At 60.1% G+C, this 16268-nt stretch carries 15 protein-coding genes; 6 read left to right on the forward strand and 9 right to left on the reverse strand.

Going from position 1 to position 16268, the window contains the following annotated elements; genetic code table 11:
* Position 1: 1 nt before the first annotated feature.
* The 6 genes from ABHF91_RS10550 to lrp all read right to left on the reverse strand — a co-directional run bounded on the left by ABHF91_RS10550 (position 2) and on the right by lrp (position 7210).
* The gene (locus ABHF91_RS10550) at positions 2-484 is read right to left on the reverse strand and encodes a CvpA family protein (RefSeq protein WP_409420255.1); all 483 of its coding nucleotides are present in this window, start codon (positions 482-484) and stop codon (positions 2-4) included.
* Between the two features lie 141 nt (positions 485-625).
* The gene (serS, locus tag ABHF91_RS10555; protein WP_409420256.1) at positions 626-1924 is read right to left on the reverse strand and encodes a serine--tRNA ligase; all 1299 of its coding nucleotides are present in this window, start codon (positions 1922-1924) and stop codon (positions 626-628) included.
* Positions 1925-2047: 123 nt separating this feature from the next.
* Positions 2048-3391, reverse strand: a complete 1344-nt coding sequence (locus tag ABHF91_RS10560; RefSeq protein ID WP_409420257.1) for a replication-associated recombination protein A — start codon at positions 3389-3391, stop codon at positions 2048-2050.
* A complete protein-coding gene (gene lolA / locus ABHF91_RS10565) occupies positions 3391-4005 on the reverse strand; it encodes an outer membrane lipoprotein chaperone LolA (protein ID WP_409420258.1) in 615 nt (204 codons plus the stop codon). Before lolA ends, ABHF91_RS10560 begins: the two co-directional genes overlap by 1 nt.
* Before the next feature lie 2 nt (positions 4006-4007).
* Positions 4008-6560 (reverse strand): DNA translocase FtsK 4TM domain-containing protein, encoded by a 2553-nt coding sequence (locus ABHF91_RS10570; RefSeq protein WP_409420259.1) that lies wholly within the window; start codon positions 6558-6560, stop codon positions 4008-4010.
* Positions 6561-6718: 158 nt separating this feature from the next.
* On the reverse strand, positions 6719-7210 hold the full coding sequence (gene lrp, locus ABHF91_RS10575; RefSeq protein ID WP_345014248.1) for a leucine-responsive transcriptional regulator Lrp: 492 nt from the start codon (positions 7208-7210) through the stop codon (positions 6719-6721).
* 512 nt (positions 7211-7722) lie between these two features.
* On the opposite strand from lrp, the gene trxB reads away from it, so the two are divergent.
* The 4 genes from trxB to infA all read left to right on the forward strand — a co-directional run bounded on the left by trxB (position 7723) and on the right by infA (position 10493).
* Positions 7723-8676, forward strand: coding sequence for a thioredoxin-disulfide reductase (gene trxB / locus ABHF91_RS10580; protein WP_409420260.1), 954 nt, complete (start codon positions 7723-7725; stop codon positions 8674-8676).
* A 176-nt stretch (positions 8677-8852) separates the two neighbouring features.
* The gene (gene aat, locus ABHF91_RS10585; protein WP_409423107.1) at positions 8853-9497 is read left to right on the forward strand and encodes a leucyl/phenylalanyl-tRNA--protein transferase; all 645 of its coding nucleotides are present in this window, start codon (positions 8853-8855) and stop codon (positions 9495-9497) included.
* Between the two features lie 5 nt (positions 9498-9502).
* Positions 9503-10207, forward strand: a complete 705-nt coding sequence (locus ABHF91_RS10590) for an arginyltransferase (protein WP_409420261.1) — start codon at positions 9503-9505, stop codon at positions 10205-10207.
* 67 nt (positions 10208-10274) lie between these two features.
* Complete coding sequence (gene infA, locus ABHF91_RS10595; RefSeq protein ID WP_014291892.1) at positions 10275-10493, forward strand: translation initiation factor IF-1; 219 nt, start codon at positions 10275-10277, stop codon at positions 10491-10493.
* 49 nt (positions 10494-10542) lie between these two features.
* Here infA and clpA read toward each other — a convergent pair whose 3' ends face one another.
* Positions 10543-12813, reverse strand: coding sequence for an ATP-dependent Clp protease ATP-binding subunit ClpA (gene clpA / locus ABHF91_RS10600; RefSeq protein WP_409420262.1), 2271 nt, complete (start codon positions 12811-12813; stop codon positions 10543-10545).
* 39 nt (positions 12814-12852) lie between these two features.
* A complete protein-coding gene (clpS, locus tag ABHF91_RS10605) occupies positions 12853-13170 on the reverse strand; it encodes an ATP-dependent Clp protease adapter ClpS (protein WP_409420263.1) in 318 nt (105 codons plus the stop codon).
* 230 nt (positions 13171-13400) lie between these two features.
* Here clpS and cspD point away from each other — a divergent pair, with 230 nt between their 5' ends.
* Positions 13401-13619 (forward strand): cold shock domain-containing protein CspD, encoded by a 219-nt coding sequence (cspD, locus tag ABHF91_RS10610; RefSeq protein WP_409420264.1) that lies wholly within the window; start codon positions 13401-13403, stop codon positions 13617-13619.
* Between the two features lie 102 nt (positions 13620-13721).
* Here cspD and icd read toward each other — a convergent pair whose 3' ends face one another.
* Positions 13722-14975, reverse strand: coding sequence for an NADP-dependent isocitrate dehydrogenase (icd, locus tag ABHF91_RS10615; RefSeq protein WP_409420265.1), 1254 nt, complete (start codon positions 14973-14975; stop codon positions 13722-13724).
* 770 nt (positions 14976-15745) lie between these two features.
* Here icd and ABHF91_RS10620 point away from each other — a divergent pair.
* The gene (locus ABHF91_RS10620; protein ID WP_409420266.1) at positions 15746-16213 is read left to right on the forward strand and encodes an NUDIX hydrolase; all 468 of its coding nucleotides are present in this window, start codon (positions 15746-15748) and stop codon (positions 16211-16213) included.
* Positions 16214-16268: the final 55 nt, after the last annotated feature.

Below are 16268 nucleotides of genomic sequence, written 5' to 3' on the forward strand. Positions count from 1 at the left end.
GTTACTTGATGAAACTCGACGACGACTTCATGAACTCGAAAAACCAGCTCACCACGACGCCAAATTCCGGGATTAATGTTGACTGTTGCCACCAGACGCTCTGACTGGCAGAGGTGAAGGTGTCCATGAAAAAGAGTAGGGCGCTGACGATCAGCACGCCACGGATGGCCCCAAAACAGATGCCCAGCAGGCGATCCGTACCGGACAGGCCCGTCTTGTCCACCAGGGTGGAGATGAGGTAGTTGACGATCCCGCCCAGGATCAGGGTGGCCACAAACAGGGCTATGATGGCCACACCGTTGCGCAGCAGCTCTTCTTGCAGCGAGGTGAAGTAAACCGCCAGATCGGCATAGAAATGACTGGCGATGAAGAAGGCCACAAACCAGGTCGCCAGGGACAAGGCTTCCTTGACAAAGCCGCGGATCAGACTGATGAGAGAAGACAGAGCTATCACTGCCAAGATGGCGTAATCAACCCAGACCACAAGCGCTCCGCTGGAGTAGGAAAAGTGCGGCGCATTCTAGCAAAAACGATTTCCGATTGCTTGCAAAAGTTACCCGGCGGCCGGCCAGCAAAAAGGGGCCGGACACGACTGTGTCCGGCCCCTTCGCCAACCGTCTCGACCTTAGCCGATGTGGGTCAGGCCGCCCAGGTAGGGCTGCAGCACGGCGGGCACGGCGATGCGGCCATCCGCCTGCTGATGGTTCTCCAGCACGGCCACCAGGGTCCGGCCCACCGCCAGGCCGGAGCCGTTCAGGGTGTGCAGCAACATGGGCTTGCCATCGGCGCCCCGCACCCGTGCCTGCATGCGGCGGGCCTGGAAGTCGGTGCAGTTGGAGCAGGAGGAGATCTCCCGATAGGTGTTCTGCGCCGGCAACCAAACCTCCAGATCGTAGGTCTTGGCGGCGCTAAAGCCCATGTCGCCGGTGCACAGGGCCACCACGCGATAAGGCAGCTCCAGACGCTGCAGCACCTTCTCGGCGTGACCGACCATCTCCTCCAGGGCATCCCAGCTCTGCTCCGGGTGGGCCAGCTGGACCATCTCCACCTTGTCGAACTGGTGCATGCGGATGAGGCCGCGGGTGTCCCGGCCGTAGGAGCCGGCTTCGGAGCGGAAACAGGGGCTGTGGGCGGTCATCTTCACCGGCAGGGCCTTCTCGTCGAAGATCACGTCGCGACCCAGGTTGGTCAGCGGCACCTCGGCGGTGGGGATCAGGGAGAAGCGGCGCACCTTGCCCTCCTCATCGCCTTCCCCATTGATGGCGGTGTGGAACAGATCCTCGGCGAACTTGGGCAGCTGGCCGGTGCCTTGCAGGCTGGTGGCATTCACCAGGTAGGGCACGTAGCACTCGGTGTAGCCGTGTTCCTGGGTGTGCAGGTCCAGCATGAACTGCGCCAGGGCGCGGTGCAGCCGGGCGATCTGCCCCTGCATCACCACGAAGCGGGCGCCGGAGAGCTTGGTGGCGGCCTCGAAATCCAGCCCCTTGAGCCCCTCGCCCAGGGCCACGTGATCCTTCACCTCGAAGTCGAAGCTGCGGGGGGTGCCCCAACGGCGGACTTCCAGGTTTTCGCTTTCGTCCCGGCCCACCGGCACGCTCTCGTGGGGCAGGTTGGGGATGGTCAGCGCCAGGGCTTCGATCTCCGCCAGCACCGCATCCTGCTGCTGCTTGCAGCTATCCAGTTCGGCCCCCAGGGATCCCACCTGGGCCATCAGAGGGGCGGCATCCTCGCCGCGCCGCTTGGCCTCGCCGATGGCCTTGGAGCGGGCGTTGCGCTCAGCCTGCAGCTCCTGGGTCCGGGTTTGCAGCGCCTTGCGCTGCTCTTCCAGGGCGTTGAACTTGGCCACATCCAGGGGATAGCCGCGCTGGGCCAGTCGTTGGGCGGCCTCGTCGATATCGGCACGCAAATATTTGGGATCTAGCATGATAACCTGCTCGTCTTAGACAAAAGGACTTCTATGGGGTGAGCCAAGGGCCCGGGCGGTCAAGCCGCCCATAAATGGGGCACAGTCTAGCAAAGCCACCCCGGCTTGTAATGAGAAAAACCGCTATTTTCCACCGGGATAGCGCTGGAGGCCGCTCTGTGCGTCCAACTGGGCCAGGTAGTCCAGCTTCTGGCGGATCTGCTTCTCCAGCCCGCGCTCGGAGGGTTCATAGTAGCGCCGCTCGGCCAACGCCGGCGGCAGATAACACTCGCCGGCGGCATAGGCACCGGGCTCGTCGTGGGCATAGCGGTACTCGGCGCCATAACCCAACTCCGCCAGCAGCTTGGTGGGGGCATTGCGCAGGTGCGGCGGCACCTCGAAATCCGGCAACTCCCTGGCATCCTTGAGCGCCGCCTTCCAGGCTAGATACAGGGCATTGCTCTTGGGGGCGCAGGCCAGATAGACCACCGCCTGGGCGATGGCCCGCTCCCCTTCGGCCGGCCCCACCCGCTCGAAGCAGTCCCAGGCCGCCAGGGCCACCTGCATGGCCTTGGGATCGGCGTTGCCCACATCCTCGGAGGCGATGGCCAGCAGGCGCCGCGCCACATACAGGGGATCACCGCCGGCGGCGACGATGCGGGCATACCAGTAGAGGCCCGCCTGGGGATCCGAGCCACGGATGGACTTGTGCAGGGCCGAGATCAGATCGTAATAGAGATCGCCCCCCTTATCGAAGCGCGCCACCCGCTCACCGCTCACCGCCGCCAGCAGATCTGGGTCTATGAGCTTCTTGCCACCCTGCTCCACCGCCAGATCGGCCAGCAGCTCCAGGTAGTTGAGGGCCCGGCGGGCATCGCCGTCCACCAGCCTCACCAGCCCTTCCAGGGCGCCGGGGGCAAAGTCGAGCCCCTGCCCCGCCAAGCCGCGCTCATCGGTGAGGGCCTGCTGGATCACGGCACCTATCTCCTCGTCGGTCAGCCGCTTGAGCAGATAGACCCGGGCCCGGGAGAGCAGTGCATTGTTCAGTTCGAAAGAGGGATTTTCGGTGGTGGCACCGACAAACAGTATGGTGCCGTCCTCGATGTGGGGCAGGAAGGCATCCTGCTGGCTCTTGTTGAAGCGGTGCACCTCATCCACAAACAGCAGGGTGCGGCGGCCCCGGTACTGGTTGTCCTTGGCCCGTTCGATGGCGGCACGGATCTCCTTGACCCCGGAGGTCACAGCCGAGATCCGTTCCACCTCAGCCTGACAGCACAGGGCCATCAGCTCCGCCAGCGTGGTCTTACCCGTGCCAGGCGGCCCCCACAGGATCATGGAGTGACACTGGCCGGCCTCCAGGGCGCGGCGCAGTGGCTTGTCCGGTCCCAGCAGGTGGGACTGGCCTATGTATTGCTCCAGCCGTTGGGGCCGCATCCGGGCCGCCAAAGGCCGAAAATCCGGGGCGAAATCCAGGCTGAGATTGCCCATCAGCGTTGGTCGTCCACCGTGACGCCCTTGGGCACCTCAAAGCGGAAACTGCTGGCCGGCACCGCCGGCTGGGCGTTGTACTGGCTCAGTTCGAATTCGCTGCGCTGGCCCTGGGTCTCATTGACTTCGAAGCGACTCAGCTGACCGTTCTGGCCAAAGATGAGGCGCAACGACTCGATGCGCTGGCCCTTCTGCTTACTGGTCACGGTAAAGGCGTTCTCCTCCTTCAGCACATCGTAGCGGGCCCACAGGCTGGGATCCGTGCTGGAGATGAGCAGGAAAGGGGTATTGACCACCGCATCGGCCAACTTGGTGATGGAGACCTGCTCCACGAAGGGATCGTAAAACCAGACCGACTTGCCATCGGAGAGGATCAGACTCTCGTCCGGGCTCTTGGTCTCCCAACGGAAGCGATCCGGGCGGGACACCAGCAGCTCGCCACTGGCTTGCTGCAAGGGTTGCCCCTCCACGTCGAACACCTGCTGTTGGAAGTGTGCCGAGAACTGCTTCACCTGCCCCAGCAAGGCCTTGAGCGCCTGGGCATCATCGGCCCAGGCGGGCAGCAGATAGGCGGCAAGCAGCGTAGCGGTCAACCAGCGAACTGTCTTCTTCATGCTTAATCTCTCATGGGCGCCGGAGCCAGCACTTCCCGCTGGCCGTTGGAGCCGGGTGGACTCACGATTCCCTGGGCTTCCATCTGGTCCACCAGACGGGCCGCACGGTTATAGCCTATCTTGAAACGCCGTTGCACGCTGGAGGTGGAGCCGCGGCGAGACTCCACCACGAAGGCCACCGCCTCGTCAAACAGGGGGTCCAGATCCTCGCCGTTGAGATCCGGTTGCTCACCGGGCAGCAGATTTTCTGCCGTCACCTCACCGTTCAGGATCTCGTCGATGTAGTTGGGCTCGCCTCTGAGCTTCCAGTCGGCCACCACCTTGTGCACCTCGTGATCCTCCACGAAGGCCCCGTGCACCCGGGTCGGCGTGCTGTCACCGGCCGGCAGGTAGAGCATGTCCCCCATCCCCAGCAGGGATTCGGCCCCTGGTTGGTCGAGGATGGTCCGTGAGTCGATCTTGGAAGAGACCTGGAACGACACCCGGGTGGGGATGTTGGCCTTGATGAGGCCGGTGATCACGTCCACCGACGGCCGCTGGGTCGCCAGTATCAGGTGAATGCCGGCCGCCCGCGCCTTCTGGGCGATGCGGGCGATGAGCTCCTCCACCTTCTTGCCGACGATCATCATCATGTCGGCGAATTCGTCGATGATCACCACTATGCTCGGCAGGGTTTCCAGGTCCGGCGCCTCCTCGTCAAAGGAGTCACCGGGCCGCCAGAAGGGATCCTTGATGGGATTGCCGCTGGCCTGGGCCGCCGCCACCTTGGCGTTGAAGCCCTTGAGGTTACGCACCCCCATGGCCGACATCAGCTTGTAGCGCCGCTCCATCTCCCCGACACACCAGCGCAGGGCGTTGGCGGCGTCCTTCATGTCGGTCACCACCTCGGTCAACAGGTGCGGAATGCCCTCATAGACCGACAGCTCCAGCATCTTGGGGTCGATCATGATGAAGCGCACCTGCTCCGGCGTGGCCTTGTAGAGCATGGAGAGGATCATGACGTTGACCCCCACGGACTTGCCGGAGCCTGTGGTACCGGCCACCAGCACGTGGGGCATCTTGGCCAGGTTCACCACCACGGACTCCCCGGCGATGTCCTGTCCCAGCACCATGGTCAGGGGGTTGTCGGACTGCCGGAAGCGCTCGGAGTCGAACACCTCCTTGAGGTAGACGGTCTGACGATGGCGGTTGGGCAGCTCCAGCCCCACATAGGGCTTGCCGGGGATCACCTCCACCACCCGCACGCTCACCGCCGACAGGGAACGGGCCAGATCCCGGGACAGGCCGGTGATCTTGCTGGCCTTCATGCCCGGCGCCAGCTCCAGCTCGAACCGGGTGATCACGGGCCCGGGATAGACACCCACCACCTTGGCCTGCACGTTGTAATCCGCCAGCTTGGCTTCCACCAGGCGGGCGATGCGATCCAGCTCATCCGGGCTCATCATGCTCTGGCGCACCGGCGGGGTGTCCAGCAGATTGACCGAGGGTAAGGTACCCACCGGCTTGGGTCTGGGTTTGGGTATGGTCGGCACCGGAGTGGGGCTAACCGCACTGGCCGGCTGGCTGGCAGCGACCGATTCGTCACCGTCCGTCCCCCAGGGCAGACTCAACTCATCGTCATCCTCGTCGCTGACCGACAGGCCCACAACAGGGGTGAAGTCCATCTCGGCCGCCTTGGCTTGTGGCCGTGCCGGGGCCGGTGTGGGCCGAGGCGTCTCCTGCAAGGCGCCCAGATCGATAGCCGGCTCCCAGTCATCGTCATCGTCGTCATCGCTCAGTTCGACGGTGGGCTCGGGCACGGCGGCCCGCTTGGGCGGCGCAAAACGGGGACTGGGCTTCGCCGGTACCTCGGCACGACGAGGGGCCGAGGTCAGTGCCTCCTCATCTTCCTCATCCTCGTCAAAATAGTGCTCAGGCCCGTCAACCGGAACCGGGCGGCGGAACAGTCGACGCAGCACCTCCCCCGGCTGGGTGAAGAGTTGCAGGCTGCCGGTGACCGCCAAGCCCAGGTACTCGGCGATCATCAGCCAGGACCAGCCGGTAAACAGGGTGATGCCGGTGGCCGAGGCACACAAGAGCACCAGCGTCGTGCCCAAATCGCCGAACAGAGGATGCAATTGGGTGCTGAGCATATCCCCCACCAGCCCGCCACAGCTGAAACTGTGGATGTCCGGGAAATGCATGCTGCCCAGGCCGGCCAACCCCAGATAGAGCACCAGGAACCCCACCAGGCGCAACCCCAGGGTGAAGTAGTTGACACTGGTCAGCCGATAGGGGCGCCAGAAGATGCTCCAGCCGATGAACACCAGCAGGGCCGGCAACAGGTAGGCAAAGATCCCGAAGACGAAGAAGCAGAGATCGGCCGCCCAGGCACCGGCGGCGCCGGCGGAATTGTGGATCTTGCCCCCCCAGGCGGTTTGCGACCAGCCCGGATCGGATGGGTGATAGGTCAGCAGGGCCAGCAGCAGGAACAATGCCCCCAGGCTCAGGACTATGAGTCCGGTTTCAAAAATGCGCTGTAAACCTGAAATGGGAGTGAACTTCCTCTCGGTCAAACCCGACTCCTTGATGCACGACTTACGGAAACGGCAGGCCGGGGCCTGCAAAATTGGGCGCCATTATACCCGGAGGGACTTGCTGGTGTACAAATAGGAAATGAGCGGCAAAGCCGCTCATTTGACTCCAACCTGTGACATTAGCCAAACAATGCAGCTCAACGGTTGTTGATCACCAACCGATTGGTCTGCTTGACCTCTTCCATCACCACGTAGGTACGGGTGTCGTTTACCCCCGGCAGGCGCAGCAGGGTTTCCCCCAGCAGACGACGATAGGCGGACATGTCGGAAACCCGGGTCTTGAGCAGATAATCGAAGTCACCTGAAACCAGATGGCACTCCTGGATCTCCTCCAGGGTCTGCACCGCCTTGTTAAATTGCTCGAACACGTCCGGCGCACCACGGTTCAGGGTGATCTCAACAAACACCAGCAGGGAAGCATCCAGGTAGTGGGGATTGAGGATGGCGGTGTAGCCTTCGATAAAGCCCTGGCGCTCCAGGCGACGAACCCGCTCCAAGCAGGGTGTAGGGCTGAGTCCTACCCGTTTTGACAGTTCAACATTCGAGATGCGGCCATCCTTTTGCAGCTCGTTAAGAATGTTGCGATCTATCCTGTCCAGCTCCCTCAGTCTACTGTTCTCTTCCAGCATGTTATTCCATCCTTTGACTTACTTTTAGAGTTTATCTCCGCATTGTTATAAGTTCAGTCGCCCAAACTGTCAACCAGCGACAGAGATCAAATTTTTGTACTCCGACCAGCTGAAAAAACCAGCAAACCGCCAAAGACAAGTCGGAAACAGCCAAATAAAAATACAGATTGGTCGCATAGCTATTGCATCAGGCAGTCTACGTGATCCCAAAGCGGGAGACCATAGGCAAACGGTCACTTTCTCGACAAATATATTGCCATAAAGCCCCTTGATGGTGCATTTAGCCAGCATTCTCACCTCATGCTCGCCAATAGCCGCACACCCTGTGGTTTAGCAAGGCTGAAAACACCTGTGACCATAACGACATCAATGCATATGGATGCATAAAAATAGCATTTTAATAACGTTTCTACAGCCATATAACATTTCGATTACCTTTATCTCTTCTCTATTCTTTACCGGTCAGGACCATTTCCCTACAATCAGGTCTCTTCGTTGAAAAGGAAAATGTCATGAGCCACATCAAGCACGCCAAGCTTCTGATCCTGGGGTCTGGTCCGGCCGGTTATACCGCCGCCGTCTATGCTGCCCGCGCCAATCTCAATCCGGTGCTGATCACCGGCATGCAACAAGGCGGCCAGCTGACCACCACCACCGAGATCGAAAACTGGCCGGGCGATGCCGAGGGTCTGACCGGTCCGGGCCTGATGGACAAGATGAAGGCCCATGCCGAACATTTCGACACCGAGATCCTCTTCGACCACATCACAGAAGCGCGGCTGGACCAAAAGCCCTTCTATCTCAAGGGCGACAGCGGCGAGTACAGCTGCGATGCCTTGATCATCGCTACCGGTGCCTCCGCCCGTTATCTGGGGCTGCCCTCCGAAACTGACTTCATGGGGCGCGGTGTCTCCGCTTGTGCCACCTGTGACGGCTTCTTCTACCGCAACCAGAAGGTGGCGGTGGTCGGTGGCGGTAACACGGCGGTGGAAGAGGCCCTCTATCTGGCCAACATCGCCTCCGAGGTGCACCTGATCCACCGCCGCGATGGCTTCCGTGCCGAGAAGATCCTGCTCAAGCGTCTGGAGGACAAGGTGGCGCAAGGTGTCATCAAGCTGCATGTGCACCGCACCCTGGAGGAGGTACAGGGGGACGAGATGGGCGTCACCTCGCTGCAGCTCAAGAGCACGCAAGATGGCAGCCTGGAGCAGTTGGAGGTCATGGGGGTGTTCATTGCCATCGGCCACAGCCCCAATACTGCCCTGTTCGACGGCCAGCTAGAGATGAACCACGGCTATCTCAAGGTCAAGGGCGGCAGTGAAGGCTTCGCGACCCAGACCAGCATCCCTGGGGTATTTGCCGCGGGGGATGTGGCGGACCACATCTATCGTCAGGCCATCACCTCCGCCGGCACCGGCTGCATGGCGGCCCTGGATGCCGAACGCTACCTGGACGGCCAAGGCTAAAAAACGTTCTTTTGAACATCAGGGTGTGGACTGGCTTCACACCCTTTTTGTTTCTGGTTTACCTTAGCTTACACCTCGGTTAGTGTGCTTTACGCAGTCGTCTACTTATGGAGTTCGCCGTGGACCTGGTGCAACTAGACGAGTCCGAGCTGGCCTTTCCCCCGGTGGAGCAGGCCATGAACCAGCCCAATGGCTTGCTGGCTATCGGCGGTGATCTGAGTCCGCAACGGATCTTGCTAGCTTACCGCCAGGGGATCTTTCCCTGGTTTGGCCCCCATCAGCCCCTCCTCTGGTGGTCTCCCGATCCCCGTGGCGTACTGGAGCCAACGGCCATGCACTGCTCACGTTCGCTGCTCAAACAACTCAAACGTGGCGACGTAAGCTGCTGGCTCGATCGCGACTTTGCTCAGGTGATCCAGGCCTGTGCCGCCCCAAGAAGAGACTCGGAAGACACCTGGATTAGTCCGGAGATGCAACAGGCCTACCTGCAACTGCATCGGTTGGGGCTGGCCCACTCGGTGGAGATCTGGCGGGATGAGCAGCTGATCGGGGGTCTCTACGGCTTGGCCATCGGCAGCCTGTTCTGTGGCGAGTCCATGTTCTCCCGAGAGGCCAATGCCTCCAAGCTGGCGCTCTATTATCTGTGTCGTCACTGGCATACCTGGGGCGGGCGCCTGATAGACTGCCAGATGCAAAATAGTCATTTGGAAACCCTCGGCGTGGTAGAGTGGCCCAGAGAGCGCTTCGTGCAGCAGTTGGCCCGCTGCCGGGATGACGTCATAGACCCCGCCTGTTGGCGGCATCAAGAGGTAAAAGTGTGACAGAAATGGCCCTGAAGGTAGGGTTGACCCCGGAGCAGCGCTGCAGCTATCTCGAGGCTGAGCGTGAACGCCTCATGGTATTGCTGGATCCCAGCCTGCTCTCCCCCGGTAGCTATGAGAACCTGCTGCAGGCGGGATTTCGCCGCAGCGGCGACGATCTCTATCGTCCCCACTGCCAAGGCTGCCAGGCCTGCCGCTCCCTGCGGATCCCGGTGAATGAGTTTGAACCCGATCGACGGCAGCGGCGTATCCTGCGGCGGAATCAGGATCTCTCCTTTACCCTGAGTCATCAGGATAAACCGGAATATTATGATCTGTTTTGCCGTTACATCAGCCTGCGGCACAAGGATGGCACCATGTATCCCCCCAGCCGGAAACAGTACGATGGTTTCTTGCTGTGCAGCTGGATGCCGCCACTGTTCATGGAGTTCCACGCCGGCCACCGACTCATCGCGGTGGCCATCACGGATGCCATGCCCAACAGCCTAAGCGCCATGTACACACTCTTCGAGCCAGATGAAGACGCCCGCTCACTGGGTACCTATGCCATTCTCAGCCAGATAGCCCTGGCCCGGCGCATGCACAAGCAGTGGCTCTACCTGGGGTATCAGATAGAGGCGTGCCGCAAGATGAATTACAAAACGCAATACCACCCCCATGAACAACTCATTGAGCAGGAGTGGAAAAAATCACCCAGTCCTGCTGAGTGAACTTTACACTCACCACTAAATCCGGCATGATCCGCACGTTTTTTATAGAGGCTATCTCGAGGATTAAATGGCGAAAGAAGACAGTATTGAGATGCAAGGTACCATTCTGGAAACCCTGCCAAACACCATGTTCCGCGTTGAACTGGAAAATGGCCATGTGGTGACCGCTCACATCTCAGGCAAGATGCGCAAGAATTACATTCGTATCCTGACCGGCGACAAGGTCACCGTTCAGCTCACCCCGTACGATCTCTCCAAGGGCCGCATCGTTTTCCGCTCTCGCTGATCTCGCCAGACGCAAAGCCCGGCATCTGCCGGGCTTTGTCTATTGGGCGTCAGTGACACAAGGCCGCCTGATGGGGCGTGCACTCCAGGTGCAATTCATCCCCCCGCAGCTCTACGCGCACCGTCCCCCCTGACACCAACTCGCCAAACAGCAGCTCGTTGGCAAGCGGTCTCTTGAGCTTCTCCTGGATGACCCGCGCCATGGGCCGTGCCCCCATGCTGCGATCGTAGCCTTTCTCTGCCAGCCAGACTCGGGCCCCTTCTGTCACCTCCAGGGAGACACCCTTGGCATCCAGTTGCGCCTGCAGCTCGACGATGAACTTGTCCACCACCTGGTGGATCACCGGCATATCCAGCTGGTTGAACCAGATGATCTGATCCAGGCGATTGCGGAACTCTGGGCTGAAGGTGCGGTTGATTTCCGACAAGGCATCGAAGCTGTGATCCTGCTGCTTGAAGCCGATGGACTGCCGCTGGGTCTCCGTCACGCCGGCGTTGGTGGTCATCACCAGGATGACGTTACGGAAATCGGCCTTGCGCCCGTTGTTATCGGTCAGGGTGCCGTTGTCCATCACCTGCAGCAGCAGGTTGAACACATCGGAGTGCGCCTTCTCGATCTCATCCAGCAGCACCACAGAGTGAGGGTGCTTGAGGACGGCATCGGTCAAGAGCCCCCCCTGCTCATAGCCCACATAGCCGGGAGGGGCGCCGATCAAGCGGGAAACCGTGTGGCGCTCCATGTATTCGGACATGTCGAAGCGCAGCAGCTCCACCCCCAGCAGTCGGGCCAACTGCTGGGTGACCTCCGTCTTGCCCACCCCTGTGGGGCCGGCAAACAGGAAGGAGCCCACTGGCTTGTGCTCGTTGCCGAGGCCGGAACGGCTCAGGCGGATGGCATCGGTCAGCACCCCTATGGCCTTGTCCTGGCCAAACACCACCATCTTCAGATTGCGCTCCAGGTTCTTCAGCACCTCCTTGTCGGAGGAGGAGACGGATTTTTCCGGGATGCGGGCAATCTTGGCCACGATGGCTTCGATCTCACCCACATTGATCACCTTCTTGCGCTTGCTGACCGGCAACATGCGCTGGCTGGCACCGGCCTCGTCGATCACATCGATGGCCTTATCCGGCAGGTGCCGCTCGTTGATGTACTTGGCCGCCAGCTCGGCCGCCGCACGCAGCGCCTTGCTGGTATAGCGCACGCTGTGATGCTCCTCATAGCGACTCTTGAGCCCCATCAGGATGCGGGCCGTATCGTCCACAGACGGCTCCGTGATATCCACCTTCTGGAAGCGCCGTGCCAGGGCATGATCCTTTTCGAAGATCTGTGCATATTCCTGATAGGTGGTGGAACCGATGCAACGCAGCTGACCGGATGACAAGATGGGCTTGATCAGGTTGGCCGCATCCAGCTGGCCACCGGAGGCGGCACCGGCCCCTATGATGGTGTGGATTTCGTCGATAAACAGCACGGCCCCTTCTTGCTTCTCCAACTGCTTGAGCAGCACCTTGAAGCGCTTTTCGAAGTCACCGCGATACTTGGTTCCCGCCAGCAGGGCGCCCATGTCGAGGGAATAGATGACATTGTTCAACATCACCTCCGGCACTTCCTGCCGCACGATACGATAGGCCAAGCCTTCTGCTATCGCCGTCTTGCCAACCCCGGCCTCCCCCACCAGCAGAGGATTATTCTTCCGGCGGCGGCACAGGATCTGGATGGTACGGTTGAGCTCATCTTCCCGGCCGATTAGGGGATCGATGCGCCCTTCCACCACCTTCTGGTTCAGATTAACCACGAAGTTCTCAATGGAACCGGCCGCCTCATCGGGCATGCTCTCGGACTCGCTACTGCTGCTCATGCCGGCATGGCCCTCACCGCTGCTGGCATCCTTGCGGACGCCATGGGAGAGGTAGTTGACCACATCCAGCCGACTGATATCCGTCTTCTTCAGGAAGTAGACCGCCTGAGACTCCTGCTCGCCGAAGATGGCCACCAGCACATTGGCACCGGAAACCTCGGCCTGGCCGGAAGACTGCACATGGAACACAGCCCGCTGCAACACCCGCTGAAAGCCCAGGGTGGGCTGAGTCTCACGCTCGTGATCATCGTGGGGGATGAGGGGCGTGGTCTGGTTGATGAATCCGACGATCTCCTGACGCAGCTGCTCCACATCCGCCCCGCAAGCCAGCAAGGCTTCCTTGGCAGACTGGTTGTCCAGCAGGGCCAGCAGCAGGTGCTCGACCGTCATGAACTCATGGTGGGCGTCACGCGCTTCTTTGAAGGCGTAGTTGAGGGTTTGTTCCAGTTCCTTACTCAGCATGGGCACCTCCCCAAAAACAGATATGGCTCTGACCCGGCACTAGGCCTTTTCCATGGTACAGAGCAGTGGATGCTCATTTTCTCGGGCGTACTGATTGACCTGCGCCACCTTGGTTTCGGCTATCTCGGCGGTGAAGATCCCGCAGATCCCCTTACCGTGATAGTGAACCGTTAACATAATTTGGGTTGCCTTATCCAACTCCATGCGAAAAAACTTCTGCAACACTTCAATCACAAAATCCATGGGGGTGTAGTCATCGTTGTTCAGCACTACCCGGTACATGGACGGAGGCTGCAACGCCAAATCAGTCTGCGCTTGGGCCGGCTGATAAGTCGATGACTCCTGCATCTTGCTCATGACTCCCTACCCCTTGTCTTTAATTACTACCCGCACGGTTTGACTTGTCAACATCACTGAGAGCTGGTTCCACAACCCGGAGATCAACTGCTTGACTCGGTGATTATTTATACTAGATTGGTTAACTGGTAACCATTGACACCCTCTGTCTAACCTCTTGAGACAGTTATAAATGGCAATGGAAACCGACTCAACGGCTTTAAGTGGAATTTGACTAAGGACGTAGAAGTATGGCTACCGGAACGGTGAAGTGGTTCAACAACGCAAAGGGATTTGGGTTTATCTGTCCGGACGGGGGGGGAGATGACATCTTTGCTCACTACTCCACCATCGACATGGATGGCTACAAGACCCTTAAAGCAGGGCAACCCGTAATGTTTGAAATGCAGTCTGGTCCCAAGGGAAACCATGCCGTGAGCATAGTGCCCACTGGCGCGCAGGAGTCTTAGTCACCTCTAAGAAGAGCGCACGGGATAATATAAGACAGCAAGAAGAAAAGCGGGCCTTAGCCCGCTTTTCTCATTTCAGAAGGCCGGCGAACCGGCCTGCCATTACATGTTGGCGATCATGTCGTCGGCGAACTCGGAGCACTTGCGCAGGGTGGCCCCCTCCATCAGACGCTCGAAATCGTAGGTCACCGTCTTGTTGCGAATGGCCGCTTCCATGCCCTTGACGATGAGATCCGCCGCTTCCACCCAGCCCAGGTGACGCAGCATCATCTCGGCGGAGAGAATGAGCGAGCCCGGGTTGACCTTATCCTGACCGGCATACTTGGGTGCGGTGCCATGGGTCGCTTCGAACAGTGCCACGCCATCGCCGATGTTGGCACCGGGGGCGATGCCGATACCACCCACCTGGGCCGCCAGGGCGTCGGAGATGTAGTCGCCGTTGAGGTTCATACAGGCGATGACATCATACTCGGCCGGACGCAGCAGTATCTGTTGCAAGAAGGCGTCGGCAATCACGTCCTTGACGATGATCTGCTTGCCGGTCTTGGGGTTCTTGAACTGGCACCAGGGACCACCGTCGATCAGCTCGGCACCAAACTCCTGACGGGCCAGCTCGTAACCCCAATCCTTGAAGGCACCTTCGGTGAACTTCATGATGTTGCCCTTGTGCACCAGGGTCACGGAATCACGATCGTTGTCGATGGCATATTCCATGGCGGCGCGCACCAGACGCTTGGTGCCGGCCTCGGACATGGGCTTGATGCCGATGCCGCAATGGTCGGGGAAACGGATCTTCTTCACGCCCATCTCGCCTTGCAGGAAAGCGATAACCTTCTTGGCCTCGGCGGAATCGGCCTTCCACTCGATACCGGCATAGATGTCTTCGGCATTCTCACGGAAGATCACCATGTCGGTCAGCTCGGGACGCTTGACCGGGCTGGGGGTGCCTTCGTAGTAGCGCACCGGGCGCAGGCACACATACAGATCCAACTCCTGACGCAGGGCCACGTTCAGAGAACGGATACCGCCACCCACCGGCGTGGTCAGCGGCCCCTTGATGGCCACGTGATATTCACGGATGAAATCCAAAGTTTCGGCGGGCAACCAGACGTCGTCACCATAGATCTTGGTGGATTTTTCCCCGGTGTAGATTTCCATCCAGGCAATCTGACGCTGGCCGGCATAGGCCTTGGCCACCGCCGCATCCACGACTTTGAGCATGGCGGGGGTCACATCCACACCGATGCCATCCCCTTCGATAAAGGGAATGATGGGATGATTGGGTACGGCCAACTTGCCATTGGCATCGAGCGTAATCTTTTCGCCGGTGGCGGGCACGACTACTTTAGTTTCCATCGGTGTCTCCTAACTTCCGGTTGTTATCAGAGTGTCACCAGGCCGTGGATTGGACAGCAGCAAGAGCAAGAAAAACGGCCTGATTGCAGATGTGAAGCGGGCAAGCCCTTAAAAACGCGAGCCATCTTAGCCCATTGGCTGACGGATGCAAAATCACAACCCCCATGCCGACTTCAACCATATCGCAGTGCCGGACATTTTGTTAACACTCCGCCTGCGTTTGCGCCGATTTTTATCCCAGGCCCCTATTGGTCGCCATGGCCCAGGTCCATCCCTGTCGCCACCGCCACACTGTCGGTGGCGCAGCGACTCGCCCTCAAGGCCCGCCCCCGCCCCCCTTGCCTCCCCAAGCCGGGGTTTATGCCGCCGGACGCCGGGATCGTGACAGCGAAGGCCTTTTGCGATTCCACAACAATGGTAAGCTGCAGGCCGCACTGGCCCAGCCCAGCAGGCAAATCGGCTGGGTCAAGTGGAAGGCATTCCGGATGCCTCGCGCCAGGGTGTTCTCCTGAAGGATGCTCCGGCCCTGGTCAGCCTGATGGCACCCGCCGACGTCTGGCCTCACGCACCACCCATCCGTGAACGCAAGCCAATCGCCACCCGTTGGCTGGAGATCCGCCTGCAGGAGGGCGCAACCATCAGGTTCATCGGCGCAGTCCCATGGCGACGCGCCCACCTTGCGCCTCATCCGTTATCGAAAATCGGCACTTATTGCCTGGACGCTCTGGTTACCTGGACCACCTGGCGCCAGGCTAATGGAAAACACTGACATGAGTTTTAGGCCCAACGTCACCGTCGCCGCCATCATCCGCTGGCAGGATCGCTATCTGCTGGTGGAAGAACAAGAGCGCAACGGGCGCCATGTATTTAATCAACCAGCCGGCCACCTGGAGCACGGTGAGAACCTGGTGGAGGCAGTCATGCGGGAAGTACTGGAAGAAACCGGTTTGCGCCTGACCCCGGATGGCTGGGTGGGGGTCTACCTGTTCTCCACCCCCTACCGCAAGCTGACCTATCTGCGCTTTTGCTTCTATTGCGAGCTGACCCAGGCACCGGGCGAGCACAGCCCGCAGGATCCGGACAACGACATCCTGGCCTGCCACTGGCTGACCATGGAGGAGATCCGCGCCCTGGGACGCCGACTGCGCAGCCCCCTGGTGATGGAGTGTTTTAACGATTATTTGGACGGGGTGCGTCTGCCGCTGACCAGCCTGAAAGACCGCCGTACGGGTGTCTGAGCTGGTTCTGGGTCTTGCCAGCGGTTTCTGCTAGAATGCGCACAGTTTTTTTCAC

The organism is Pseudaeromonas aegiceratis, from assembly GCF_046254905.1.
GTDB classification, from domain to species: domain Bacteria; phylum Pseudomonadota; class Gammaproteobacteria; order Enterobacterales; family Aeromonadaceae; genus Pseudaeromonas; species Pseudaeromonas aegiceratis.

Excerpts from the sequence above, each read along its gene's own strand:
- serS (WP_409420256.1), bottom strand. The coding sequence starts at position 1,924 with ATGCTAGATCCCAAATATTTGCGTGCCGATATCGACGAGGCCGCCCAA.
- ABHF91_RS10560 (WP_409420257.1), bottom strand. The coding sequence starts at position 3,391 with ATGGGCAATCTCAGCCTGGATTTCGCCCCGGATTTTCGGCCTTTGGCG.
- lolA (WP_409420258.1), bottom strand. The coding sequence starts at position 4,005 with ATGAAGAAGACAGTTCGCTGGTTGACCGCTACGCTGCTTGCCGCCTAT.
- lrp (WP_345014248.1), bottom strand. The coding sequence starts at position 7,210 with ATGCTGGAAGAGAACAGTAGACTGAGGGAGCTGGACAGGATAGATCGC.
- trxB (WP_409420260.1), top strand. The coding sequence starts at position 7,723 with ATGAGCCACATCAAGCACGCCAAGCTTCTGATCCTGGGGTCTGGTCCG.
- aat (WP_409423107.1), top strand. The coding sequence starts at position 8,853 with ATGAACCAGCCCAATGGCTTGCTGGCTATCGGCGGTGATCTGAGTCCG.
- ABHF91_RS10590 (WP_409420261.1), top strand. The coding sequence starts at position 9,503 with ATGGCCCTGAAGGTAGGGTTGACCCCGGAGCAGCGCTGCAGCTATCTC.
- infA (WP_014291892.1), top strand. The coding sequence starts at position 10,275 with ATGGCGAAAGAAGACAGTATTGAGATGCAAGGTACCATTCTGGAAACC.
- clpA (WP_409420262.1), bottom strand. The coding sequence starts at position 12,813 with ATGCTGAGTAAGGAACTGGAACAAACCCTCAACTACGCCTTCAAAGAA.
- clpS (WP_409420263.1), bottom strand. The coding sequence starts at position 13,170 with ATGAGCAAGATGCAGGAGTCATCGACTTATCAGCCGGCCCAAGCGCAG.
- cspD (WP_409420264.1), top strand. The coding sequence starts at position 13,401 with ATGGCTACCGGAACGGTGAAGTGGTTCAACAACGCAAAGGGATTTGGG.
- icd (WP_409420265.1), bottom strand. The coding sequence starts at position 14,975 with ATGGAAACTAAAGTAGTCGTGCCCGCCACCGGCGAAAAGATTACGCTC.
- ABHF91_RS10620 (WP_409420266.1), top strand. The coding sequence starts at position 15,746 with ATGAGTTTTAGGCCCAACGTCACCGTCGCCGCCATCATCCGCTGGCAG.